The 25,222-nt window shown below is 39.7% G+C and carries 24 protein-coding genes and 1 pseudogene; 7 read left to right on the top strand and 18 right to left on the bottom strand.

What is annotated here, in order from left to right; all coding sequences use genetic code 11:
• Nucleotides 1–154 precede the first annotated feature (154 nt).
• The gene (locus IGI67_RS16220; RefSeq protein ID WP_429958392.1) at nt 155–1,354 is read left to right on the top strand and encodes an enolase C-terminal domain-like protein; all 1,200 of its coding nucleotides are present in this window, start codon (nt 155–157) and stop codon (nt 1,352–1,354) included.
• A gap of 69 nt (nt 1,355–1,423) precedes the next feature.
• On the opposite strand, the gene IGI67_RS16215 is transcribed toward IGI67_RS16220, so the two are convergent.
• The 6 genes from IGI67_RS16215 to IGI67_RS16190 all read right to left on the bottom strand — a co-directional run bounded on the left by IGI67_RS16215 (nt 1,424) and on the right by IGI67_RS16190 (nt 6,193).
• The gene (locus IGI67_RS16215; protein ID WP_429958391.1) at nt 1,424–2,131 is read right to left on the bottom strand and encodes a GntR family transcriptional regulator; all 708 of its coding nucleotides are present in this window, start codon (nt 2,129–2,131) and stop codon (nt 1,424–1,426) included.
• 131 nt (nt 2,132–2,262) lie between these two features.
• Nucleotides 2,263–3,270: a lipoate--protein ligase gene (locus IGI67_RS16210; RefSeq protein ID WP_429958390.1), complete on the bottom strand. Its 1,008-nt coding sequence runs from the start codon at nt 3,268–3,270 to the stop codon at nt 2,263–2,265.
• A gap of 56 nt (nt 3,271–3,326) precedes the next feature.
• Nucleotides 3,327–4,064 carry an MBL fold metallo-hydrolase gene (locus tag IGI67_RS16205; protein ID WP_429958389.1) on the bottom strand — a complete coding sequence of 246 codons (738 nt, stop codon included), beginning with the start codon at nt 4,062–4,064 and terminating at the stop codon, nt 3,327–3,329.
• Complete coding sequence (locus IGI67_RS16200; protein WP_429958388.1) at nt 4,061–4,834, bottom strand: DUF975 family protein; 774 nt, start codon at nt 4,832–4,834, stop codon at nt 4,061–4,063. The genes IGI67_RS16205 and IGI67_RS16200 overlap by 4 nt, the downstream gene beginning before the upstream one ends.
• 32 nt (nt 4,835–4,866) lie before the next feature.
• Complete coding sequence (locus IGI67_RS16195) at nt 4,867–5,037, bottom strand: hypothetical protein (RefSeq protein ID WP_207106805.1); 171 nt, start codon at nt 5,035–5,037, stop codon at nt 4,867–4,869.
• Between the two features lie 76 nt (nt 5,038–5,113).
• Nucleotides 5,114–6,193 (bottom strand): M42 family metallopeptidase, encoded by a 1,080-nt coding sequence (locus IGI67_RS16190; protein ID WP_429958387.1) that lies wholly within the window; start codon nt 6,191–6,193, stop codon nt 5,114–5,116.
• Nucleotides 6,194–6,341: 148 nt separating this feature from the next.
• On the opposite strand from IGI67_RS16190, the pseudogene IGI67_RS16185 reads away from it, so the two are divergent.
• Nucleotides 6,342–6,751: pseudogene (locus tag IGI67_RS16185) on the top strand (NUDIX domain-containing protein).
• A 32-nt stretch (nt 6,752–6,783) separates the two neighbouring features.
• Here the strand turns inward: IGI67_RS16185 and IGI67_RS16180 are convergent.
• Genes IGI67_RS16180 through IGI67_RS16170 form a run of 3 tightly spaced genes read right to left on the bottom strand, consistent with a single transcriptional unit; the run spans nt 6,784 to nt 10,022 of the window.
• Nucleotides 6,784–7,956: an ABC transporter permease gene (locus IGI67_RS16180; protein ID WP_429958386.1), complete on the bottom strand. Its 1,173-nt coding sequence runs from the start codon at nt 7,954–7,956 to the stop codon at nt 6,784–6,786.
• A complete protein-coding gene (locus IGI67_RS16175) occupies nt 7,943–9,079 on the bottom strand; it encodes an ABC transporter permease (RefSeq protein ID WP_429958385.1) in 1,137 nt (378 codons plus the stop codon). The genes IGI67_RS16180 and IGI67_RS16175 overlap by 14 nt, the downstream gene beginning before the upstream one ends.
• Before the next feature lie 10 nt (nt 9,080–9,089).
• Nucleotides 9,090–10,022, bottom strand: coding sequence for an ABC transporter ATP-binding protein (locus IGI67_RS16170; RefSeq protein WP_207106810.1), 933 nt, complete (start codon nt 10,020–10,022; stop codon nt 9,090–9,092).
• A 207-nt stretch (nt 10,023–10,229) separates the two neighbouring features.
• On the opposite strand from IGI67_RS16170, the gene IGI67_RS16165 reads away from it, so the two are divergent.
• Together IGI67_RS16165 and IGI67_RS16160 are read left to right on the top strand one after the other, a co-directional pair.
• Nucleotides 10,230–11,342: a sensor histidine kinase gene (locus tag IGI67_RS16165; protein WP_207106811.1), complete on the top strand. Its 1,113-nt coding sequence runs from the start codon at nt 10,230–10,232 to the stop codon at nt 11,340–11,342.
• 54 nt (nt 11,343–11,396) lie between these two features.
• Nucleotides 11,397–12,029: a response regulator transcription factor gene (locus IGI67_RS16160; RefSeq protein WP_207106812.1), complete on the top strand. Its 633-nt coding sequence runs from the start codon at nt 11,397–11,399 to the stop codon at nt 12,027–12,029.
• Nucleotides 12,030–12,095: 66 nt separating this feature from the next.
• On the opposite strand, the gene IGI67_RS16155 is transcribed toward IGI67_RS16160, so the two are convergent.
• Nucleotides 12,096–12,413: a MazG nucleotide pyrophosphohydrolase domain-containing protein gene (locus IGI67_RS16155; RefSeq protein ID WP_207106813.1), complete on the bottom strand. Its 318-nt coding sequence runs from the start codon at nt 12,411–12,413 to the stop codon at nt 12,096–12,098.
• Nucleotides 12,414–12,498: 85 nt separating this feature from the next.
• Between IGI67_RS16155 and IGI67_RS16150 the strand changes: the two genes are divergently transcribed.
• Nucleotides 12,499–13,059, top strand: coding sequence for a TIGR00730 family Rossman fold protein (locus IGI67_RS16150; protein ID WP_429958384.1), 561 nt, complete (start codon nt 12,499–12,501; stop codon nt 13,057–13,059).
• Between the two features lie 48 nt (nt 13,060–13,107).
• Here the strand turns inward: IGI67_RS16150 and dltD are convergent, their stop codons facing one another.
• From dltD to IGI67_RS16115, 7 genes are all read right to left on the bottom strand, one after another.
• Nucleotides 13,108–14,373, bottom strand: coding sequence for a D-alanyl-lipoteichoic acid biosynthesis protein DltD (dltD, locus tag IGI67_RS16145; RefSeq protein ID WP_207106815.1), 1,266 nt, complete (start codon nt 14,371–14,373; stop codon nt 13,108–13,110).
• Nucleotides 14,373–14,606 (bottom strand): D-alanine--poly(phosphoribitol) ligase subunit DltC, encoded by a 234-nt coding sequence (gene dltC, locus IGI67_RS16140; RefSeq protein WP_207106816.1) that lies wholly within the window; start codon nt 14,604–14,606, stop codon nt 14,373–14,375. The genes dltD and dltC overlap by 1 nt, the downstream gene beginning before the upstream one ends.
• A 44-nt stretch (nt 14,607–14,650) precedes the next feature.
• Nucleotides 14,651–15,871, bottom strand: a complete 1,221-nt coding sequence (gene dltB / locus IGI67_RS16135; RefSeq protein WP_429958383.1) for a D-alanyl-lipoteichoic acid biosynthesis protein DltB — start codon at nt 15,869–15,871, stop codon at nt 14,651–14,653.
• Nucleotides 15,871–17,382, bottom strand: a complete 1,512-nt coding sequence (gene dltA, locus IGI67_RS16130; RefSeq protein ID WP_429958382.1) for a D-alanine--poly(phosphoribitol) ligase subunit DltA — start codon at nt 17,380–17,382, stop codon at nt 15,871–15,873. Before dltA ends, dltB begins: the two co-directional genes overlap by 1 nt.
• Nucleotides 17,383–17,418: 36 nt before the next feature.
• On the bottom strand, nt 17,419–17,568 hold the full coding sequence (locus tag IGI67_RS16125; protein WP_429958654.1) for a teichoic acid D-Ala incorporation-associated protein DltX: 150 nt from the start codon (nt 17,566–17,568) through the stop codon (nt 17,419–17,421).
• A gap of 260 nt (nt 17,569–17,828) precedes the next feature.
• The gene (locus IGI67_RS16120) at nt 17,829–19,841 is read right to left on the bottom strand and encodes an FtsX-like permease family protein (RefSeq protein ID WP_429958381.1); all 2,013 of its coding nucleotides are present in this window, start codon (nt 19,839–19,841) and stop codon (nt 17,829–17,831) included.
• Entirely contained in the window at nt 19,831–20,598 is a 768-nt protein-coding gene (locus tag IGI67_RS16115) for an ABC transporter ATP-binding protein (protein ID WP_207106820.1), read from the bottom strand. Before IGI67_RS16115 ends, IGI67_RS16120 begins: the two co-directional genes overlap by 11 nt.
• A gap of 478 nt (nt 20,599–21,076) precedes the next feature.
• Here IGI67_RS16115 and nrdD point away from each other — a divergent pair, with 478 nt between their 5' ends.
• Nucleotides 21,077–23,269 (top strand): anaerobic ribonucleoside-triphosphate reductase, encoded by a 2,193-nt coding sequence (nrdD, locus tag IGI67_RS16110; protein WP_429958380.1) that lies wholly within the window; start codon nt 21,077–21,079, stop codon nt 23,267–23,269.
• Between the two features lie 104 nt (nt 23,270–23,373).
• Entirely contained in the window at nt 23,374–23,976 is a 603-nt protein-coding gene (nrdG, locus tag IGI67_RS16105; protein ID WP_429958379.1) for an anaerobic ribonucleoside-triphosphate reductase activating protein, read from the top strand.
• On the opposite strand, the gene dinB is transcribed toward nrdG, so the two are convergent.
• On the bottom strand, nt 23,968–25,089 hold the full coding sequence (gene dinB, locus IGI67_RS16100) for a DNA polymerase IV (protein WP_429958378.1): 1,122 nt from the start codon (nt 25,087–25,089) through the stop codon (nt 23,968–23,970). The genes nrdG and dinB overlap by 9 nt on opposite strands.
• Nucleotides 25,090–25,222: the final 133 nt, after the last annotated feature.

The raw sequence follows: 25,222 nt of genomic DNA, 5'->3' as shown, positions 1-25,222 counted from the left end.
CTATATATCAACATTTTTTAAATATTAATTTAAAAATTGGACTGTTTTTATGTGGTTAAGCTCCTTTTTTTCAGACCAAATTGACAGCTCGATCATCTACGTGTTTCAATGGGTTTGCAAATGATTCATATTGACAGACATTGGAGTGAAAAAAATGACACCAACTATCATTACTGATATAAAAAGCTTTGCGATCAAACCCGATCGCCATAATTTATTAGTTGTAAAGGTCGAAACGGATAAAGGCATCTCCGGCGTCGGCTGCGGAACCTTTCAATTTCGGCCTTTGGCGGTTCAAACAGTCGTTGAGGAATACTTGAAACCATTACTGATCGGCAGAGATGCGAATCAAATCGAAGATCTCTGGCAAGTGATGAATGTCAATTCTTATTGGCGCAACGGCCCGATCACTAACAATGCGATCTCTGGTGTTGATATGGCGCTTTGGGACATCAAAGGAAAACTTGCCGATATGCCTTTGTATCAATTATTAGGTGGCCAGTCCCGCACAGCGATCCCAGCTTATACTCATGCTGTTGCAGATAACTTGGACGATCTGTACGGCGAAATCGATAAATTTTTAGCAGAAGGCTATCGTTATATACGCTGTCAATTAGGCTTTTACGGCGGAAATCCAAGTAATTTGGCAACACCTAAGAATCCAATCCACGGTTCGTACTTCGATCAAGAAGATTATATGCAGACAACCTTGAAAATGTTCGCCGACATCCAAGAAAAATACGGCAGTCGTTTCCAAATGCTGCATGATGTCCATGAACGCCTGCATCCGAATCAGGCAATCAACTTCGCAAAAGCAGCGGAACAATACAATCTTTTCTTTTTAGAGGATATCCTGCCGCCAAATCAAAATGAATGGTTGGCTCAATTACGCAGCCAGTCTACTACGCCGATTGCTACGGGGGAATTGTTCAATAATCCGATGGAATGGAAAGAAATCGTACGCAATCGTCAAATCGACTATATGCGGGCACACGTCTCTCAAATCGGCGGAATCACACCTGCCTTGAAATTGGCCCATTTCTGTGAAGCGATGGGGATTCGAATCGCTTGGCACACACCATCGGATATCACGCCGATCGGTTTAGCAGTCAATACGCATTTGAACATTCATCTGCACAATGCCGCAATCCAAGAAAATATTGATGTTTCTGAAAACACAAAGAAGGTCTTTGGCAATGTTCCTGCCCCAGAAAAGGGCTTCTTCTATCCAATCAAAGAAAGCGGGATCGGTGTGACCTTCAATGAAAAACTGGCCGCTGAATATCCTGTCGTCTATCGTCCCCATGAATGGACACAAAGCCGAACACCTGACGGAACGATCGTAACACCATAAAATAAATCAACGACCCGCCACTCAGCCTCAAACTGATTGCGGGTCGTTTTTTGTATGAAATAAATTCTATTAGTCAATCCGCGACCGATGAATCTCACGATCAAAGGGACGAATATAGGTCACTGAATAATCGATCGCCACGATGCTGCTGTATTCAAAAACCTGACCATCTTCTAAAATAGCACGATTTGTGATTTGCATCGCGGGTGTACCGCGTTTGCACAAAAGTAGTTTCGACTGCTCCTTTGAAGTCGTGATTGGATCATAGCTGGTGATGTAGTGAGAAATACGAAAACCCTTTTGTTCCACATAGTTCTGGATCGAATGCTCCACGACCTCCTGCGACAAATCGGGAAACATCGAAACTGGCATTTTTGAGATTTCCAGCTGTTCGATTTTATAGTTAACGATTCGAATCCGCTCAAAGGTCCACACCTCATCACCCTCATTGATTTGAAAAATCTTTTGTTCATCTAAAGTAGCTGGGGCTTTGTTCAAAGCGATCATCTTTGAATCAATTCGATCGTAGGGCGTGCGGGTCAACGAATTAAAAATCAACGGATTCTTCACCCATTTTTCGTGGACAAAAATCCCTGAACCTTGGACAACTCGGACAATCCCGATCTCTTCCAGGTTCTTAACCGCCTGCTGGATCGTAAAACGCGAGACCCCGTAGATTTCCGCTAATTTTCGTTGATTTGGCAATTTGCCGTTTTTAAATTCTTCCTGATAAATTTTACTTAATAAGTCTTGAACGATGAATTCACGCTTTTTCATGTCAGGCTCCTTTGTCGGACGATTTCTTTATCCTTATCTTAACAAAAGAAACGATATTTTCCAGCCGCCGATCTCATATTACAGTTTGCTCGACAAAAACGACCTTTCGATTTTCGAAAGGTCGTTGACTTTTAATAGATTAGTGATAAGAAATCTTCTTTGGTGATATTCCCGAAGTAATGAGTCAGATCGATTTGATCGATGCTTTCTTCTAAAGCTTTTTTCTCATAGCGTGTGCCGATCAATTGATTTTCAACATCCTTGATTTCACCTAATCCAAAGAAATCACCGAATACTTTAGCTTTTTCGATTTCTCCATTAGCTACATCTAAGCGAACTTCGATTGAACCGATCGGGAAACGTTTTTGACGTTCCAAGTTGAATTCTGGTGAACGGCCATAATTCCAATCCCAATTTTTGTAGTATTCATCCGAGAGTTGATTGATGGCTTTCCAGTCTGCCTCGTTCAACTCATGAGTCTTAACTTGATCTACACTATCCACGCCAAAAATTTGCAGTAGAATCGCTTGACGGAATTCTTCAGTTGTCATGTCTTGCTTGTCAGTCGGCAAATAATCTTTGATATTCGTCACACGCGAACGAATGGATTTGATCCCTTTTGATTCGATCTTGTCTTTTTTCACTTTCAACGCATTCACGACTTCATCAATGTCACTATCAAACATTAATGTTCCATGAGCGAACATCCGGCCATTAGTCGAATACATCGCGTTACCAGAAAATTTCTTGTCGTCAATTACCAAGTCGTTCCGCCCTTTTAGCTGTGCGCCTTCAATACCTAACTTATGGAGTGCTTCAACAATTGGCTCTGTTAATTTTTTGAAATCTCTAAAGGAGTTGCCATCATCTGGCATAATGAAGCTAAAATTCAAATTCCCAAGATCGTGATAAACGGCGCCTCCACCACTTAAGCGTCGAACAACATGAATTCCTTTTTCATCCACGTATTCTTTATTGATCTCTTCAATCGTATTTTGGTTGCGGCCAATGATGATTGATGGCTCATTGATGTAAAAAAGCAGGATTGGTTCATCTAAAGGCATGTTCTGCAATAGATAGGTCTCGATGGCAAGATTTACTCGTGGATCACGTTCTTTGTCATTTGGTACATATAGCATGGTTCCAACTCCTAACTCCTATTTAAGGAATAAATTATTTTGTTCTGTAAATCATTTTAGATTTCAAAAACTTTGTGAGGTTGCGCTAATTCAACAGGAATACCCTCGCTGGCATTAGCTGCTTGTTGACGTAGTTCTTCCAGACTTCCATGTTGGGGTAAATGGGTTAACACTAATTTTTTGACTGCTGCATTTTTGGCAAAAGTACCGGACTCCCCTGCAGTGAAATGCGCTTTATGATGCTCATTGCCGTTAAATAAATACGTATCTGCTAAGAACAAATCCGCATCTTTTGCAAATTCGTTAAAGGACTCTAGGTATCCGGAATCACCGGTGAAGACAAAAACAGCACCAGTCTTTTCTTCAACAAAACGCATTGCGTAGCAAGGTACTGGATGAATCGTCTTCATAAACGTAACAAGAAACGGTCCAAGTTTCAATTCTTCTGCTTCGAAGTAAGCATGGCCTTCAGTAACACCGTCCATCGTCAAATCATCGAAATGAAACTGGTCCTCTGTATGTCCATAAATCGGCAGGATAGGCTTAGGCGTTTGGGTCGGATAAAGCTGCCAGTAATATTGCAACACACCTAAATCTGCAATATGATCATGGTGATAATGAGTCAAAATTACCGCATCCAAATCTAACGGATCGAGTTCTTTTTCTAATTCCACTAATGTTGAGCTACCCGCATCTAATAATAGATTAAAGCCGTCAGCTTGCAGCAAATAACTGGTGGTTCCTTGGCCATCATATGGATACGCACCTAAACAACCTAATACGGTCAATTTCATGCCAATTCCCCCTGATCAATTTTTTCCTTCAAGGCTTGGTCATAAAAAGCCGCACTCGCTGTATTCACATAAACTGCTACGAAAAGCAGACCAACTAACAACGCGACAAACCCTAAGATATACCAGCCGATAAATGACAATTGCAATAAGATATATTTACCCCAACGATCCTGTAGCAATGACCAAGCACGCTTGATACAGTCGCCGACACTTAAATCTGGGTAATCAAATTTTACCCAAACCGCAAATTTGAAAATAATGCTGATGATCGTTGTAACAAGTAAGAATGCTAAAGTTAAGATAGCATAAAGACCAAGTACACCGATATTCAACAATGTTGAAGCATTTTCCGCAGTCGTTACTCCGCCTGATGAGATCAGTGAGATATAAACACTGCTTCCGGCTTGCAATAATAATGGGATGAAAAAGATCGCTGCCAATACATATTGCACAACTTGCGCAATGATATTAATCAGCAACAATGGCACATAGTACCCCTGCTGAAAGACGACAAAAATTTGACCTAATTCTGCTCTACCTCCTCGTACTACATATAAACTGATGTAATAAAGGGCATAGCTAAATGCAAATAGGACGAGGATACTCAATAGAAATGAGATTCCTAACTGAAGATTTGGATTATTGGTCATCGTTGAAACATTACTGATTGCTCCTGTTAATAATCCAACAATCACAATCAATCCAACATTGATTCCCCATTGTCCATTCAATTGATCTTTGGCTTTTTGACGATATTCACTAAGACTCATAGAAACACTCCTTATTCGCAGGAAAAATTCCTTTACGATTTTTTTAATTTAGCTATTTCGTTACTTAGTTTTTGTATTTTACGCTCAACACGTTTGGATTCTGGATCAGTCGAAACATTTAGAAAATTAAGGCGTTCAAATGTTTTTAATTCTTTTTTCAAGTGCTCTAGTTCTGTACGTTTTGTCTCTATCCTCATATTCAAATCACATTTCTCCTTCGTTAAAAGGCATAAACAATCGGGCATAAATCCAACAACGACTCTAGCTAGCTGAACGCTCTTAGTAATTTTTGATTTCGCCGACCGTATCGTAATCTAAACGTGCCACAACTTCCGTAACTAATTTCACTGTATTGAAATAATCCTCTTCATGGATAATCGAAGTATGTGAGTGCAAGTAACGAACAGGTACGGTAATCGCTAATGATGGAACACCATCACGGGTCAGGTGCATTTGTCCAGCATCTGTTCCTCCTCCGGCAATTACCGTATATTGAAATGGAATCTCCATTTCTTCTGCTACATCAATAACAAAATCCAATAATTTCTTATGAGGAACCATCGACGCATCATAGATCAAAATTTGCGGTCCCTTACCCAAAACAGAGTCTGCCTCTTTCGGGGTCATCCCAGGTGTATCGCCAGCTGTACCCGTGTCTAATGCAAAAGCAATGTCAGGATTCACAATATGCGAGCTTGTGCGAGCGCCTCGCAAGCCGACTTCTTCTTGAACATCGCTACCAGCAAACAATACATTATGATGCTCACGCTTAGATAGATTCTCTAAAACGCGCAGTGCCACTGCTGTACCGATACGGTTATCCCAAGCTTTTGCTAATAGGAATTTTGAGTCATTCATTCGTTGATAGTGAATATACGGTGTCACCATATCGCCAGGTCGGATGCCCCACTCCTTCGCTTCATCCGCGCTAGAAGCCCCGATATCGATAAACATGTCTTTGATTTCAAATGGTTTTTTTCGTGCCTCTGGCGTTAACACATGTGGCGGTTTTGACCCAATCACACCATGAATAATGTTGCCTTTGCGAGTTTTAATCTCCACTTGTTGAGCCAACATTACTTGATTCCACCAGCCGCCAATCGTTTGAAACTCAAGGAATCCTTTTTCTGAGATTTTTGTCACCATAAAACCGACCTCATCTAAATGGCCTGAGATGAAGACTTTTGGTCCACCGCCGCCACCATGCTTAGCAATGACGCTACCTAAACCATCAAAAAAAATATCGTCAGCAAAATCCTGTGCGTAACTTTTAAAGACCTCTCTGACCTCATCTTCATTCCCCGCAATGCCACGCGCTGAAGTGAGATCAATCAATAATTGCTCTTCCTTTTTATCCACTTTTACTCCTCCTAAAAATAAATCTATTTCCCATTAAGAATGCTCTACATCAAAAAATATGATTGACATCCCTTTTTACCTATAAATCAGTATACCATTGTAAAAAAAATCTGCGAAGTATGTTGTATAATCACTATGAGGTGATCAAATGACACGTTTACTAGCAATTGAATTGACCATGATGGTAATGATCGAAAATGAAATGGGTGAAGTTCTAGTCCAGGATCGAAAGAAAACGGATTGGCCTGGATGGACTTTTCCTGGAGGTCATGTAGAAAAAGAGGAAACAGCTATCATGCTGCCGTGCGGGAAATCAAAGAAGAAACAGGATTGATTGTTCAACCAATCTTGCGAGGAACAACTGAATGGAATAACTTAGCTAAAGAAACTCGTGAATTGGCGTTTCTTTATACCGCTCAAGTGAAGAAACAAGCTGTTCCTGATGATCTGTTTTGGATCAATAAGGCAGATTTGAAATTACAACTGCTGGCGGGAACATTGAATAAGCTGTTGCCGATCTTTTTCGAAGAGGAACAGCAGCTTTATTTTGAAGTATGAAACAAGCGTGCCCTTTTATGGACACGCTTTTCTTATACCTGAGCCTTTTTTAATACCCAGCTTCCTCTTTCACGCATTGTAATCAAATGAATCACCCAAAATGCGGCCGCGAAAGCTAATAATACTCCTGAATTAAACATGAATTTATCCATGAAGCTTTGATTGAAGTCAACGGTCTTACCAATCAATTCATTATTTTGGGCAAACCAATATGTTGGAGTGAATGCAGCAAGCTTATTCACCGCATCTGGCAAAAATTCGCTTGGGACAAAAACACCGCCAACAAAACAGCTTCCCATGATAAAAATATTGTTGATACCGCTAATCGCATCCTCATTTTGTAAAATGCTTGTAATCAAGATGGAGAAACTAACGATTGCCGCAAAGAACGATACCGTATTTAAAACGAAGTAACCCATCACTTGATTGAAACTCCCCTTAGTGATAAATAAAACAAAAGCTAAAAAGAGTATCCAGCAAAATACAGCGTATGCTAAATTGCCAATCGATATTTTACGTGACAGTTTGCGCCGAGAAATCGGCGAACAGCTATTTCGGCGACGGATTTCTTCACGATTAAACGCCAAATTGACTGCGGCATAACCGCTGAAGATGGATAAGAACATACCATAAGCAAGTAAATTGTAAATCTGTCCTGTCACATTTTGTTTTTTCTTTTTATGGTAGCTCGAATCGAAATGAACTTTTCCAGCTTTACTTAATGTTGTCTTGGTTTTCTTCAACAACTCTTTTTGGGTCAGTTCCGGCATTTGTTTTTGATAAGTCAGATAGGTGTTTAAATAGTTATTCACTGTCGTATCTACCAAAGATTGAGAAAATGTCGCCGGGCGCGTTTTACTTTCCAGCTTCACTGACTCTCCTTTAGTCAATTTCTCAGAGAAATTCTTAGGTATTGCAAGAATATATTCCACTTCGTCAAAATACAGTGCATCATCTAAACTTTTTTGAGAAGTGTCTTTCAGCTTTACAATCGTGTGCTGCTTTCCTAAGTAGTCTACAAAACCTTTTTCAATTACAGAATCATCTTCCGAAAGAATCGCAATCTTCGCTCCAGTCAATTCTTCTGCCTCTTGTGTCAACTGGCCTGCATAAAAAAGTGTAATCACCGCCATGATAATAACACCTAGAAGAAGACTCCCTTTATTCTTTTTTAGAATTTGCAGGATTGCTCTATAAGTGGTCATATTGCACCTTCCTTTCAAATGAATAATTTAACAGGACAAATAAAATACCAAAGCCTGCCAACCATAGAAGGTTGAGATAGAATGGGCTCAACGATTGGTAATAAAATAGCTGATATAAACTTTCGCTGATTAAATTCACGATATTGATCCGCCCTAACAATGGCACATGCACATCGATCCAATATTTGATTGATTGTGAGCCCATCATTCCTGCTAAAAAGCTCATGATCATGGAGATTGAGATTCCAATCGAAATTTTTTGTTGGAAATCCACCTTGGATAATGCGTTACCGATTAGAGTACCAAATGATATTGCTGTAAAAGCACCTAAAGCACAGACTAATAAAATATAGTTCCAGTGATCGCCAAACTCAACTTGGTAAACAAAGCGATAGAACATTAGAATCAATGTTGTTTGGACAAAGAAGAGAACAAAGCTTGCCAACATGTTCGCAAATGATACCAACAGCTTATTCCTTGGTATCAAACATAGCCGCATCCCTTCTGGTGATTGATTGGCTTGCTGATCATTAGCATTTCGAAGTCCCCACATAAACCCATACATTACGGTCATCCCCACTAAAGTAAAGAAGTAAAAAGATTTCAGATTGAAATTCCCCGTTCCGTTGCCATCCTCTACATAGCTTTTCTGCTCCAAAGCCTGACTAATCGCTTGCGGCTGTATTGTTCCTGAAGCCATCAGCGTTTCAACTTTATCCGTATTTTGCAGATATTGATTCAACAGTTCTTTTAAAACGGTTTGCTGAGTACCGCTTTTACTAACAAATAGTTCAATATTGTCAGCGTCTACTACAAAATAACCAGAAATTTTGTCATCCGATAATTGTGTTCTCGCTTCCCTTTTCGATAGTTCTTTGCTTTTAAATAGTGCTTCATCATCATTTTTGATTTCCTTCAATACCGATTCAAACTGCTTTGATTTGGCATCATCCGCAGAAACAATCCCTACTGTTGAAGTTTCTAATGCTGTCATTTCATCTAGATTTCCAAATGCTAAATTAAACAACAGACCCAGAACAACAGGAAAAGCAAATGTCCAAAATAGCAGGCTGCGATTTCTTAATAAAACTCGTAAACGATAGATAAATAAACGTACAAACATTTCCTCACCCCTAATCCCTTAATTCTTTTCCGGTGATCTCCAAGAATACATCATTCAATGTCGCTTCTTGCGTATGGATATTGGCATACATAATTTTTTCTGCTTCAAAATAATTTAAGATTGGTAACAATGCGTTTTTTAAATCTTTTGTCGTTACTTGAAGATAGCTTTCATCGTAAGAAACTTCCAGAATAGATGGAGCAGCTCCAACAGCCGTAACTTGCTCTTTGGTCAAACCTGGAACCTCGATGATCAATTTCTCATTTTCTCGAACCATATTTTTCAATTGCTCTTTGCTTCCCTCAGCGATTACTTGACCTTGATCAATAATCACAATGTGGTTACAGAGTATTTCGACTTCTTCCATATAATGAGTCGTATAAACAATTGTGGCTCCTTGACGATTTAATTCTTTAATACTATCCAAAATTTTGTTTCGACTTTGCGGGTCGACCGCTACGGTAGGCTCATCTAAGAAAATTAATTCCGGCTTATGCACGATCCCGCATGCGATATTCAAGCGCCGCTTCAATCCTCCACTTAATTGCTTCGGATAAAACTTGCGGAATTCTTCTAGCCCAACCAGCTGAATCACTTCTTCGACATATTGTTCCCGTTTATTCTTATCTTGGACATACAATCCACAAAAATAATTGATGTTGTCTGTAACATTTAATTCTTCAAAAAGCGCAATGTCTTGTGGAACAACTCCAATTTTTTGTTTGATTCCATATTTTTCAGGCCCCATCTCTTCTCCAAAGATCTTGATCGAACCGCGATCATAGGTCAATAACGAGAGCACACAATTGATTGTAGTGGATTTCCCACTACCGTTTGGTCCCAATAATCCTAGTATTTCACCCTTTTTTACTGATAGATTCAAATGATTCAACGCGGTGAAATCACCATAACGTTTTACTAAATTTTCGATTTCGATCAACATTTTAAAAACTCCTTTTCCTTTTCTTCTTACATTTACTATAATAAAAATAGAAACTTCGTTGTAGTGAGTTTGTGCCAATCATAAGATGACAAATGTCATTTTGTTCGAGCCTTGTTGCACATTTTTCATTAGATCAAGGTGTCCGTATACATGATGTGTCTCAATCTCTTTTTTGGATAACTACTTTACTATGAATTAGGAGCAGCAATGAAAAAAATAAATAATTATTGGGTAGATTTTTTCTTTTTAGAACTGATTGGTATTTTTTTGCTTTTTCAACAAGGGTTTAAACCGCATATGATCGTTTATTTATTAGCGAGTATTCTTCTTGCTGGACCAGCACTACTGCTTCGAAAAACATTCGGTCAATCATTAGGCGTTTTTCCGTTACTGATTTTAAGTTTCTTTTGGCCGATGCTGCTTGTCTTCTTACCAGCAAATTTAAGAATTGCTTGGCGGGAGGAAATTATTTGGAGCTGGGGATTGATCGTTTTGATTGTGCTGCTATTTCAAGACAGCCTTTCATCGCCTGAACGGCTATTGATTGTTTGCTTAAGCTGTTTTTCCCTACTCTTAGCTTGGCGTGGAAAAAAACAAGAGGAAGTTACAGAGGCTTTACTGCAGCTGAAAGATGACAGTTGGGAAAAACAAGAACTGTTAAAGCAAAAAAACCAAGAATTAGTACAATCACAAGAGACCTTCATCGACCTAGAAATTTCGGAGGAGCGCAATCGGATTGCCCGCGATATTCATGATAATGTCGGGCATTTATTATCAAGCGCCATTATTCAACTTGGTGCTATCGAAGCGATCAATCAAAGCGATGGCTTAAAAAAACCATTAGAACAATTGAAGTCGACGATTCATATAGGGATGGATAATATACGCGAAAGCGTTCATGATTTACATGAGACTTCTTTGACTTTTGAAAAGGGACTAGATTTGTTGATCGCGGATTTTCAATTTTCCGCAGTAGAGATTAAAGGAGCGATTCCAGAAAAACTGAACCAAGAACAAGAACGAACACTATTAATGGTGATGAAGGAAGCTCTGGCTAATGTGATGAAGCACAGTAATGCAACAAAAGTTACGTTCTCCTTCAATGAGCTGCCTGCTTTTTACCGCTTGCAAATTCTTGATAATGGTACTTTAGCCAAAAAAAATGGAGATGGGATCGGTTTGAAAAGCATGCGTCAGCGAATAGAACAAATCGGCGGACAACTGCATATCTCACAAACTCCAAATAATTTTTTGATCCATATCATTGTGCCGAAAGATACCCCTTCCTCGCTTCGCAACACAATCAGTTCAAGCGAATGATTAAGAGGCATTTAGTTGCAGAAAAACAAAATTAAAGACTCAAGGAGGAAAGATATGATCCGTGTTGTCATTGTTGATGATGATCCATTAGTGGCAGAATCATTAAAAACTATTTTAGAAATATCTGAAGAGATCGAGGTTCTTGGAACCGGAAACTCCGGCCCAGAGGCTGTGAAGCTTTATTTGCAAGAGCGTCCTGACGTTTTACTAACAGACATTCGCATGGGGGAAAGCACAGGGATTGAAGCAGCAAAAGAAATTTTTAAACAAGTTCCTGACGCAGTTATTCTACTGCTTACAACATTTTCTGATGATGAATATATTCGAGAAGCATTGCAAATTGGTGTAAAAGGCTACTTGATCAAACAAGAGCTTGCCAGTATCGTGCCCGCAATCAAGGCCGTTTATAATGGACAAACAGTTTTCGGAACGGAAGTTGTTGGTAAATTAGCATCGATTTTGACCGACCAAACACCGCAAAAACTGAACAATATCGAATTATCCGAACGCGAAGAAAGCATCCTATTTGCCGTTGCTAACGGTAAAAATAATAAAGAAATCGCTCAGGAATTATTTCTCAGTGAAGGAACCGTTCGAAACAATCTCAGTCAGCTTTTAGAAAAATTAGAGGTACGTGATCGAACACAGTTAGCGATCTTCTATTATAGAAATTATCCACAGAAATAACCGAAGGAGCGTATTTTGCAAAGTCAGTTTTTCCGCAGAATATAAAAAGGAACAGAGATACGATCACTAACAATCGTATCTCTGTTCTAATTTTTGCTTATGAATCGTCATTATTTCTTGTAAAGAAATTTCATATTTGTCGGCTATGATAAAAAGATTATCCAAAACATCGCCTAATTCCTCTGTTAAATTTTCGATTGCTTGAGAGCGCTCTGACAGTTTTTCATCTGGTCGGTCACGTCCAATCTCGATCGTTCGGATTGCTCGACAAACTTCTCCAACTTCTTCCGAAAGAAAATTTGATCGTATAAATGGATCGTATTGATACCAATTTCTTTTTTTATAAAAGTCCCCAATCCACTCTTGATACGCTTGAATATCCAAAAAAAGACCTCCATTCTTTTTAACGAACGTAAGTTCTTATCCTATGATATACTACTATCAATAGAAATGAAAGAGAGGGTTTATTTTGAATATCATCGTTTATTGTGGAGCCGGCAGCGGCAATGACCCAATTTATCAAAAGACAACGGAAAAGTTCGGTGAATGGATTGCTGAAAAGAAGCATACTCTCATTTATGGTGGGGGAAAAGCTGGTTTGATGGGTACAATTGCTGATTCTGTACTAAACAACAAGGGTAAGGCAATTGGGGTTATCCCTACCTTTCTGATAGAAAGAGAACTTGCCCACCCTAACTTAACGGAAATGCATGTCGTTCCATCAATGTCTGAAAGAAAACAAAAAATGCTCGAGCTGGGAGATGCGTGTATCGCATTACCTGGGGGTCCAGGAACATTAGAGGAAATCACGGAAATGATTTCTTGGGCAAGAGTCGGTCAAAATGCGAATCCGTGTGTACTGTTCAATGAAAAAGGCTTCTATGATCCATTGAAAAATCTATATGACAGTATGGTAGAAAATAATTTTCTGACCCAGGAGGATCGAAATAAGACTTTATTTTCTAGCTCGTTAATTGAAATCGATCAATTCATAAACAATTATACGCCCCCTCAGATTCGTAAATACTAGAAAAAAGATAGTGCAACCGCAGAGTCCTGCTATTTGCACTATCTTTTTTCACTTTATTTCTGCAGGATTCATTTCTTGCCATTCTTTACTTAAGAAATATTGATTATTAATTTTATAATTCTGAATCTGTGACTTGCGATCTGCCAAGAATGGAGCGATTTTTTCGTCCGCTGCCAACCAGCCTTTCCATCCTAAATGAATAGTATCCTGCATAAAATATGGGGTATTTTCTTGATCGGTATAGTCAGCGATATTTTTGAATCCTTGTGAAGTCAGTTGATACTTGATCTTACCAGAAAACTGCTTCAGCATCTCTTTTGAAAGTCCGGTAAAGTCCGCCCAACGACCATTGACCGGCGGAATAATAAAGAGTGCATCCGCATGTTCCTTCGCTAGTTGATCTAATGCCAATTGGAAATCTGAGAATTCTGGTGAAAAACGATAATCCCATTTTTTTTGAGAATTTTCAAAACGATTCATATGTGGTTTGATTCGTTGATGATAAAAACGTCGTTGAATCCCAAATTCATTTCCTTGTGTTGCCCGCTCACCTAATTGATTGGCTAACGTATTTAATTCTGTATGATCATATTTTTCAGGCAGAGCTTTCGTGTTTTTATCAATCATATCTTGTTTGCTGACCATACCAATGGTGCTGAATAGTTCATCTTCCCGCTCCAACATATTCAATTTCAACTTACTGAAAACTAAATCCGTTTTATCAGGCAGCTTCCCGTCCATCACAGCAGCTAACATTCGGTCTAATCGTTCATCTTTTCTTACCACGCCATAATGCGTCAAGCGTTGAGCTAAATACTTATCACTCGCTTGAACTTTTCTTAAATTCAGCAACCAATGCAAGGTTTGTTCTGGAGAATAATAAGCATCAAAGTAATCGCGCTTGATCCCGTGTTTGACAAACCATTGAGGAGAAATGATAAAAACTACTTTTCGCTGCTTCAAGTCATTTCCCAACGACTGCATCATCATGAACTGAGTCAACGATTGCGTTCCTGGTGCTCCCATCAGAAATGGTGTGTAGCCTCGGTCGTATTTTTCGGCTAAGACCGATGGATGAAACGGGCTGATTCGGCTTAATTCGGAGGAACCAAAGAACGGTACATAATTGTCGGTACTCAGAGCTTCCTTTGTAATACTGTTCCCTCGTAGTACATTTCCCGCCATTGAACTGGATGCAGCCTTGATCAGCTTTGGATCGCTGCTGTTAATTTTATACGGCGAGAAAAAAAGAAGAACCAATAAAACTGCCGCTAAAAGAATCGGCCCAAAAATACCGAAGAGTTTCTTTTTCATTAATCTTGCAAAGCTTTCACTTGTTCGATAATTTTATTGGGTGTGTTCCATTGAGTGCGGTCAAACTCTGAAACTGGCACTTGTACGCCTAATTGTCCTTCGATCTCAACCAGTAGTTGAACCGTTGCTAATGAGTCCATCAAGCCTTCTTCGAATAAATCCACATCGGGATTGTCTCTTACTTCCTCTGTTCCTGTGATATCTTCTAAAATGCTGAATAATGTGTCTTCCATGTTACTCGCTCCATTTCGTGTTTGTTTTTTAGGTAGTTAACTTTCTAACGCATTAGAAAAATGTTATGAAACCATAATTTATCCAAGAAGCCTGAGAAGATCAAAAAGCTCAAGCAGACAGCGTTGAAGGTCAAGAAAATCGCCAACGCGTGGGTAAACTTATTAGATGGAATTTGTTTCTTGTGTTTCTTCTTGAATCGCAGCCACGCGTCGGTCAAACAGATCAATGCAGCGTGGTAGAAACCGTATAAAATGTAATACCAAGTCAGGCCGTGCCATACACCCATGATCAAAAATAAAGCGAAGTAGCCGACATTCGAAGCCACGATTCGACTCTTGAAGGTCTTCTTTTTGATCAAAGTGAACATCAAGCGCATATAAATATAGTCACGGAACCAGAAGGAAAGCGTCATATGCCAACGATTCCAGAATTCCTTGATGTTCCATGATAAGAACGGCTTGTTGAAATTGGGCGGTGTTTCATAGCCCATCAGCTTGCTGGTACCAACGGCAAACAAACTGTAACCAGCGAAGTCGAAGAATAAATACATACTATACACATACATGTAGCCGACTAAGCCCCAAGAAAGTCCTCCGTGGTGCATCGCCATCCGATCCACGATCGGCAGCAATACTTGACCAAAATAATAGCCAATGACGAATTTATATAGGAATCCGACAAAAATATCATGTACACCAGAGCCTAATAGATCCACATATTTTTCCGGTGCTGGGGGCTCGTTCAAATCCTTTTCAAAACGACGATACCGATCGATTGGACCGGAAGAGATCGTTGGGAAGAACAGCAGGAACTTGATGTAGTTCAACGGGCTGTATTCCTTGATCATCCCATCCCGCATTTCCATAATGATCTGAACGGATTTGAAGGTTAAGTAAGAAATACCTAGAAAACCAACGATGGAATTTTGCCCATCTAAAAATGGTGTCACCTTAACTAGGATCAGCGGCACAATGCTTAAAAATACTGCTAAGTAAAAAATGTTCGCTTGATTCTTATTCTTACGATAGTGCTGATAGCACCATACTAAAATGCTTTGGAAAATCACGTAGCCGATCAGTGCCAGCCCTTGACGATAGTCCTTTCCGCCAAAGGAAATATAAAGAAAGAACAACGTGATTAAAGATTGATACCAGCCGATTCGTTTGCCGCGAATCAGCAAACTTAAAATCAACGGCAACAACGTTACAAATAAAATGATGAAATAGATTGGTGATGCATAGGGCACCATGTGAGGAATCAACATCAGCTATTCACCTCGTTGATCAGTCTCTTGCGATCAATCTTGCCATTTGCTGTTAATGGTAAGTGCTCCACATAAATAAATTTTTGCGGAATCATGTATTCCATGACACCTTCACCTAACTCTTCTTTGATCGCTTTCGTTAACTGATAGGCTTTTTCAAAGTCATTGTCATTGACAACCACATAAGCAACCAGCTGTTGAACCTTATGATTTTGATATTTCGGAACGACGGTTGCTTGCTTCACATAGGAAACTTTCTCTAAATGATGATCAATGTCCTCCAGTTCAATTCTAAAGCCATGCAACTTCACTTGAAAATCGATCCGTCCTTCATAAAGGAGTAAGCCATCTGCCTGCAGCCTTCCAGCATCACCTGTGTGATAAGCTGGAACGCCGTCGATCTCAAAGAATGCTGCGGCTGTTTTTTCCGGGTTATGCATATAGCCTTTTGACACGCTGGGGCCTTTGATGATAATCTCTCCCGCTTCACCTTCAGATACTTCTTGATCTCCATCGTAGATCAAGACTTCGGTATCTTCTTTGATATAACCGATTGGCACACGATCATACGTAGTTAGAAGTTCATCTGTCACTTCAATTTGCGTCATGGCAACAGTCGCTTCCGTTGGGCCATAGGTATTGAAAATTTTCGCATTTGGAAAACGTGTCAATAATTCCTTTGCAGTCTTACGTGTTAACTCTTCCCCACAGAATTGGAAAATTTTTAATGAAGGAACGTGTTCTCCATCGAAGGTCTTTTCCATCAGACAAATATCTATGAAGGATGGTGTCGATACCCACACCTCTAAAGCTAGCTTCGGTAAGAATTCGAATAATTTCTTGAAATCATTGATCACAGATTTTTCCACTGGCACCAGTGTTCCGCCGCTGCAAAGTGCAGGATAGACACTCATAACAGATAAATCGAATGAATAAGGTGCCTGCGATAAGAAACGCATCCCCGTTTTGATTCCAAAATCCTTCAAATCCCAATTCGTAAAACTCAATAGATTTTTATGACTGATCTGGACGCCTTTTGGTACACCTGTCGTTCCAGAAGTGAATATGATGTAAAACGTTTCATCCTCTGAAACGGGCTGTAAGTCGATTGGCTCTTGTTCTGAGTTAAAAATCTCCGCTAGATCCGTTGGCGTCAACACAGGAATCTCCAAAGGAATCTCTGCTGGCCAAGGCAAAACACTTAGAATCATCGCCGGCTGTGCTACTTCAAGAATCAATTGGATTCGATCCAATGGAGTATTCGATTCGATTGGGATGTAGGCATGACCGCTTTTAACTGAACCTAGGAAACTGGCGATCATTTCAAATTCTAATTCGCCAAACACAACAATAGGTTTTTCAGCGGCTACGTGTTGATTCAAAAAATAAGCCAGACTATTTGACCATTGACGCAAGGTTTGATAACTGAACGTCTCTGTTTCTGATTGATAAGCGACTGCTTCTGGTTTTTCACTCGCCAATTTATCGATTGCTTCAATAATATTTTGCATGATTATCCCTCCATTCGGTCCAAGAACGAATTCGTATTAAAATTCGTTGTAGATAAAATTACCACCTTGAATGCTTCTGTAATGGTATAAGTAAACTAGAATCAAAAGGACGGCAAAGTAAAAAATCGTCTTTCCAATAAAACTTAACCAGTAACGAGCAGCAGGTTTTTTATAAAAATCCCTCATCCGATCGCCCTCTCCTTTTTCTTTTGTGATTATTATAGAACGCTGGCGAAAATCTTCCATTTGTTCTTCTTACATATAGCGCTCTCAAACGAACAGTTTTGTCACATGTCTGATCACCATTTTAAAGATATGGTTTTCAACAAGACAGAAAGGCAGAGCCTAGTACTCTTTGCTAGACCTTTTTGTAAGCCTGTTCTACTTTATCCCAACAAAAAAAGAGATATACCAAACCCAATTGATATACCTCATTCATCATATTTTTATAGAAGTTTCTTCTGATAGACACAAGAGATCCAATAGAACAACGCATAAACAACTAACATCAATCCACAAAATAGATATACAAACCAATAATCCGCATTTTTAGCGATATGTGAGATTACCGAGAGTGCCAGTATACTATGAATCAATGCTAAAATTGCTGGAATGAAAAAAACAACCCGATTCTCTCGTTTGATTTCCTGATAAATAGTCTTGTCCGGAATCCCCACCTGCCGTAACAAAGCATATTTTTTTCGTTTCTGCTTAAATTCTGAGAGCTGGCGAAGGGTCACCATACTGGCTGTCGTAATAATAAAAGTGGCTGTTACAAAAGTCACAACGAACAAAACTAGTCCCATACTGCTGCGAGTCATGCGATAAACTTCCTGATAGGACGTATATTCTGATCGATAGATTGTCGAATCCTCTTTTTTAGAGCCTTCGCCCTTACTTACCTCTCCGATAATTTGCTTGTTTTTCCAAGCTAGTTTGTAGTGGATTGGAAAATCCCAATCGCCCTTCAAACGCTTACGAATCAACCGATTTAGTTTTTCTTCGTTGTGATTCTTCACATCGATCACTTCAATAGTATAACTGAGACCTGGGGTTTCATTAAACAGCTTATCCGAAACAACGATCATTCCAGTTCCATAACGCAGATTTGTATCGCCAAAGAAATTTGGATGTGTCTCTTGCACCTTCAACCGTCGATTCTTCAGGTAAATGCTTTTGCTGTAATGAGTATAGTCATTTAAATATCGTTGATAAGAACTCAAAACGACCGTCGAACTCGCCGTTTTCAAAGAAATATCCCGCAAAGTCGGATTCGTTTTTTGAAATGAACGATAATCTGAAAGAGAAACCATATCCATAATCTCCGGCTGCGAGTTCATACCTTCACCAGAAATTTCGACACTTTGCTTAGCAGGTACTGTTTTAAAATTCAGGGATTGTCGTTGATAAGGTCTCATTTCCTGCAGCTTAGGCGCGATTTTTTCATAGCTTTCCCGTGTAATCATCAAAGAGGCTGGAGCAATCTCATTCACTGAACGCATTTCTAACGAAACAACTGCTGCCATTCCGCCCAAGATCGCTAGCGCCAAGCCCAAAGCAACTGTAATAGAACCAAAGAAACGCCACTCGCTGAACAAGCGCAGCTGCCATTCGCTACGTGATAGCATACCGAGGTTTTTATTTAATCGCTTCGGACGATAGGAATTGTACCAGCGTAATGTAAAGGCGAAAAACAAATAGCTTCCGATGACACATAAGAGAAAAATTCCACCCATCAACAACCCGTTTCCTTGAATCAACCCAAAATATTCACTTGCTTCGCGAGCAAAGTCAATATAGCTTATTGCCATTCCCCAGCCGCCCAATAAAAGCAATACACCGATTACACCTAAGATTTTTTTCCATAGCGATATTTTCATTGCCTGTATCTTTCGCAACTGAAGCTTTTTAAGATGAGAGAACTTGTACCCCGATACTAGCCAAAGAATCTGCAATGAAACTACTCCGAGAATGAACAACACCACTAGGCCAGTAGCTACAACGGCATCGGTTGAAAAAAAGAAATGTACTTGTAACGGCAGATCCATCGCCTTAACCAAAATCATACTAAAGAGCTTGGATAACAGGACCCCCAGGCCAATACCAATCATAAAAGAAAAAATTCCAATAAAAAAAATCTCTAAAATGAACCAAAGGCATATCTGATAGTAGTTTAAGCCATATAAATGGAAAATACTGATATCTTTACGACGATTTTCAATGAAGAAACGATTGGTATTCGCCATAAAAAAAAGCAATATTAAAACAACGGCAAAGCTGCCAAAGCCCAGCATTCCAACAAGTTGGGTATTTTTTCCTGCACTGCGGATCAGAGGCTGCTCATACGTCATTGCAGTAAAGGAATAATAAACCATTACCGCAAAAATCAGACTGAAGAAAAAGATTAGGTAGTTAGATAATTGTTTTTTGAAGCCGCGCCAAATAATTCTAATCAGCATTGGCTTTCCCACCCCCGCCGATTGTCGCCTGCATGTCGATTACTTTCTCAAAGAAGTCTTTGCGGGAAGAACGGCGAACGATCTCAGAGAAAAAGCGTCCATCTTTGATAAACAAGACTCGGTTGCAGTAGCTGGCAGTGTACGGATCATGAGTCACCATCAAAATCGTCGTTTCCTCATGAAGATTCACTTCATCCAAGTAATTTAAAAACTCTGTAGCTGCTTTCGAATCCAAGGAACCTGTCGGCTCATCAGCAAATAAAACTAGCGGCTTACTGATCAGAGCCCGAGCTGCTGCTGTCCGCTGCTGCTGTCCAACCGAAATTTCTTCTGGATAGCGCGCTAGAATATGCTCAATTTTTAATATCCTTGCTAAACGAAGTACCCGGTCTTCAATCTCATCATTTGAAAGCTTGCTGACAGTCAGCGGTAGAATAATATTATCCTTGACAGTCAAACTGTCAATCAAATTGAAATCCTGAAAGATAAATCCCATTTTTTCTCGGCGAAAATCTGTTAAGCGGCTCTCACGCATCTGGGTGATATCCGCTCCGGCAATCTTAACCGACCCCATTGTCGGCAATAATATTGTCGAAAGAATGTTCATCAACGTCGTTTTCCCAGCCCCACTGGGTCCCATAATACCGACAAATTCGCCCTTCTCAACTGTAAAATTTAAATCATTTAAGACATTCACTTTATTGTTTCGTGTGCCATAGCTTTTACTTAAATGCTGTACCTTAATAATTTTTTCCATTTGTTCCCCTCCTATTTCTATCTCAACTTAGAGGAAATATTTTCAGTATGATTGTTAATTTTGTCTAAGTAAGCATACCATTCAATAGGTCTTAATCACTTACCTTTTGGTTAGCGTTCACTTCATTCCACTTAAAACTTAATCAACAGCAAAATATAAGCGAAAAATATTGGACTGAAATCTATTTGTAACATCTAATTTTTTTCTTTTATGGTATCATATTTGAGGTGGATTCTTATGTGAAACGACCTTCAATAATCTTACATTTTTTTCACTTTTTAGGAAAAAATTTTTTCAGTTATTTTATCTTATTTGGAAGCTTGGCCTTATCAGCTTTCTTTTATCTTTCAGTAAACAAGCACACTATATATGGTGTGTTTTTCTTTTTTGGCAAAAAAATAATACTATATATCGTTGCAACCACATCAGAAATACTATATGATTGATAATGAACTTTAAAGGAATGGAGTTGTTTGCAATGATGGAAATCCACACAAAAGATTCGTTGTTCAACGAATATCAACCGTCGCTAAAAAATATTAAGGTCGTAAAACGTGATGGTCGTCACACAGCATTTGATGATCAAAAAATTTATGATGCCTTGATCAAAGCAGAAACGAAAATCAAAGGATCGGTCGATCCTCTGGCTCATGAACGTATCCAGTCAATTGTTGAGCGAGTAGATGCAGAAATTTCAGAACGTTTTACTAGCGATATTAAAATATATGAAATCCAAAACATCGTGGAGCATACATTATTAGAACACAACGAATATGAGCTGGCAAAAGAATATATCAATTATCGGACACGCCGCGACTTCCAACGCAGCAAAGCGACCGATATCAATTTTACGATCGGTAAATTAATCAATAAGGATCAAACGGTCGTCAATGAAAATGCCAATAAAGATAGTGATGTTTTTAACACACAACGTGATTTAACTGCAGGGATCGTCGGCAAATCAATCGGTTTAAAGATGCTGCCTCCTCACGTGGCAAACGCGCACCAAAAAGGAGACATTCATTATCATGACTTGGACTATCATCCCTATACACCAATGACTAACTGCTGTTTGATTGACTTCAAAGGGATGTTGAACAATGGCTTCAAAATTGGGAATGCGGAAGTTGAAAGTCCAAAATCGATCCAAACAGCAACCGCCCAAATCTCGCAAATCATCGCTAATGTGGCATCTAGCCAATATGGCGGTTGTTCGGCAGACCGTACAGATGAGCTATTAGCTCCTTTTGCGCGCCTAAATTACGATAAACACTTAAAAGATGCAGAAGAATGGATCGATAATCCTGAAAAGCAAAAAGCTTTCGCAAAACAAAAGACACGCAAAGATATTTACGATGCCATGCAAAGTTTGGAATATGAAATCAATACTCTGTTTACTTCAAATGGACAAACACCTTTCACTTCTCTAGGCTTCGGTTTGGGAACTGATTGGTTTGAACGTGAGATCCAAAAAGCAATCTTACAAATCCGAATCGAAGGTTTAGGCAGCGAAAAACGGACAGCGATTTTCCCTAAGTTGATTTTCACCTTACGTCGCGGAACAAACTTAGAGCCAAACGATCCAAACTACGACATCAAAGAACTTGCGTTAGAATGCGCAACAAAACGGATGTATCCGGATATCTTGAACTACGATAAGCTGATCGAATTAACAGGCAGTTTCAAAGTACCAATGGGCTGTCGCTCGTTCTTACAAGGCTGGAAAAATGAACAAGGTGAAGAAATCAATGCTGGTCGGATGAACCTTGGAGTTGTTACATTAAACTTGCCACGAATTGCTTTAGAATCTGGCGGCAATAAAGAAAAATTCTGGTCATTATTAGAAGAACGGCTTCAAATCGCAAAAGATGCCCTAGTCTTCCGAATCGACCGTTGTAAAGAAGCCACTCCAGCAAACGCACCAATTCTTTATCAATACGGTGCTTTTGGCAAACGTTTGAAACGTACTGATGCGGTTAATGAATTATTTAAGAATAAACGTGCAACAATTTCTCTAGGTTATATTGGCCTTTATGAAGTAGCCAGTGTCTTTTACGGTGGAGAATGGGAAGGTAATGATGAAGCAAAAGAATTTACCATCGACATTATGAAAGATTTGAAGGAACACGCAGATGCTTGGGGTAATGAATATGGCTATCACTTTAGCGTTTACTCAACACCAAGTGAAAGCTTAACGGACCGCTTCTGCCGTCTAGATACTGAACGTTTTGGTATCGTTGAGAACATTACGGACAAAGACTACTATACTAATAGTTTCCATTACGATGTTCGAAAAAATCCAACACCGTTTGAAAAACTAGATTTTGAAAAAGATTATCCTAAATATTGTTCCGGCGGCTTCATCCACTACTGTGAATACCCTGTCTTGCAGCAAAATCCAAAATCTTTGGAAGCTGTCTGGGACTATGGTTATGACCGTATCGCATATCTAGGCACGAATACTCCGATCGATCATTGCTACGAATGTGGTTTCGAAGGCGACTTCAAACCAACAAAACGTGGTTTTGAATGTCCACAATGCGGCAATCACGATCCGAAATCATGCGATGTAGTGAAACGGACTTGCGGTTACCTAGGAAACCCTCAAGCACGTCCGATGGTTCACGGTCGTCATGAAGAGATTGCATCTCGTGTAAAACACATGAAATAATAAAGGTTTGCAAAGAACGACATTCGTTCTTTGTGTTGGACAACAGACTATTGACAGGGACGGCGTTCTTTGCCGCTCCCTGTTTTATTTGAAAGGTGAAAAATATGCGTAATCCTAAACCGAAAGAATGGCTGGCAAGTGAACTAAGTCAACAATATATCGCTGATTATAAGGCCTTCAATTTTGTAGATGGTGAAGGCGTCCGCAACAGTCTCTATGTCAGCGGCTGCCCCTTTGCCTGCGAAGGCTGCTTCAACGCCGCTTCACAAAATTTCCGATACGGCAAACCATTCACACAAGAACTAGAAGACCAGCTGATCACTGATACAGCTCATGATTATGTCCAAGGTGTTACCTTTTTAGGGGGCGAGCCTTTCTTAAATACTCAAGTCTGCTTGAAAGTGATCGATCGACTTCGCTCCGAATTTGGCGATAGTAAGGATATCTGGTCTTGGACCGGTTATACGTTTGAAGAACTGCTGCTAGATAGCGAGGATAAATTAGAAATGCTGGGCAAGATCGATATCTTGGTCGATGGTCGTTTTGATATCTCAAAGAAAAATTTGATGCTGCAATTCCGCGGCAGTTCAAATCAACGAATCATTGATGTCAAAAAATCTTTAGCAAAGGGCGAAGTAGTGATTTGGGAAAAGCTTCATGACTCAGAAAAAGCCTTTGAACAAATAAAAAAGAGCGAACTAATTTAATCGCTCTTCCCATAATGGCAGCACAATATTTTCATAGGCGACGGGATCTAGATTGGTCAAGGTAATACCGACCAATCGGATCCCTTTTTCTACGCCGCCAATCTCTTCCCAAATCAAGCTCGCTTGAGAAAATAGCTCTTCTTTCTTTTCTATGTAATATGGCAAAGTCACGCGTCTCGTGACTGTTGTATAGTCCGCATAACGAATCTTGACCACCACCGTTTTACCGTGGCGCTGCACTCGTTTTAATGAATGCTCAACTTTTTCCGCCAGTTGTCGCAATTGAGTTAATACTTCATCCTCTGTTGTTAACGGACGACCGTAAGTATGCTCTTTGCCTACAGATTTACGCTCGCGAGTCACGCTTACTGGTGAATCGTGAATCCCTCGGACCTTACGATATAAAGAGTAACCCATTTTGCCAAACTCCTGAATCAAAAACATTTCACTCTTCTCATACAAATCCGCACCAGTAAAGATGCCAAACTCATTCATTTTTGGCACCGTCTTCTTACCTACACCATGAAACTTTTCGATCGGCAATCGTTTCAAGAAAGTAACGGCTTCTTCTGGAGAGATCACAGTCATACCTTTAGGCTTCTGATAATCAGAAGCCAGCTTAGCTAAAAATTTATTATAGCTGACACCAGCAGAGCAAGTCAGCTGAAGTTCTTGCCAAATATCCTGCTGAATCATTCGGGCGATTTTAATGGCTGAACGTGCATCAATCTTATTTTCTGTCACATCAAGATAGGCTTCATCAATAGAAACTGGTTCAATAATATCAGTGTATCGGTGAAAAATGGCTCGGACCTGTTTTGAAACCGCGCTGTATTTCTCGTGATCACCAGGCTTGAAAATTGCTTGCGGACACAGCTCAAACGCCTTCTGTGCACTCATAGCAGAATGTATCCCATATACCCTTGCCTTGTAATTCGCTGTAGTTACAACACCCTTCCCGCCCGTATCAGAGGGATGGCGTGCGATCACCAGCGGATGTTTTGCCAGTTCAGGATCATCCCGCTCTTCGACTGAGGCAAAAAAAGCATCCATATCCATATGAATAATTTTTCTCGAGATATCATTTTTTAATGGAAATACCAACTCAGCCATCATTTTCGCCTCCTCTTCCATCCTTCTTCCATTAACTATTATACCCGAACGTCTGTTCACAGACAATTAATCATGCTGGAAATAAGAGGAACTTAAGAATGATGCGTTAGTAATAAAATGATAGCACTCAATT

Source organism: Enterococcus sp. AZ196, assembly GCF_050498845.1.
GTDB lineage: Bacteria > Bacillota > Bacilli > Lactobacillales > Enterococcaceae > Enterococcus_A > Enterococcus_A murrayae.
Note: the sequence above shows the minus strand (reverse complement) of the source record. Positions and strands in the feature narration are given on the sequence as shown.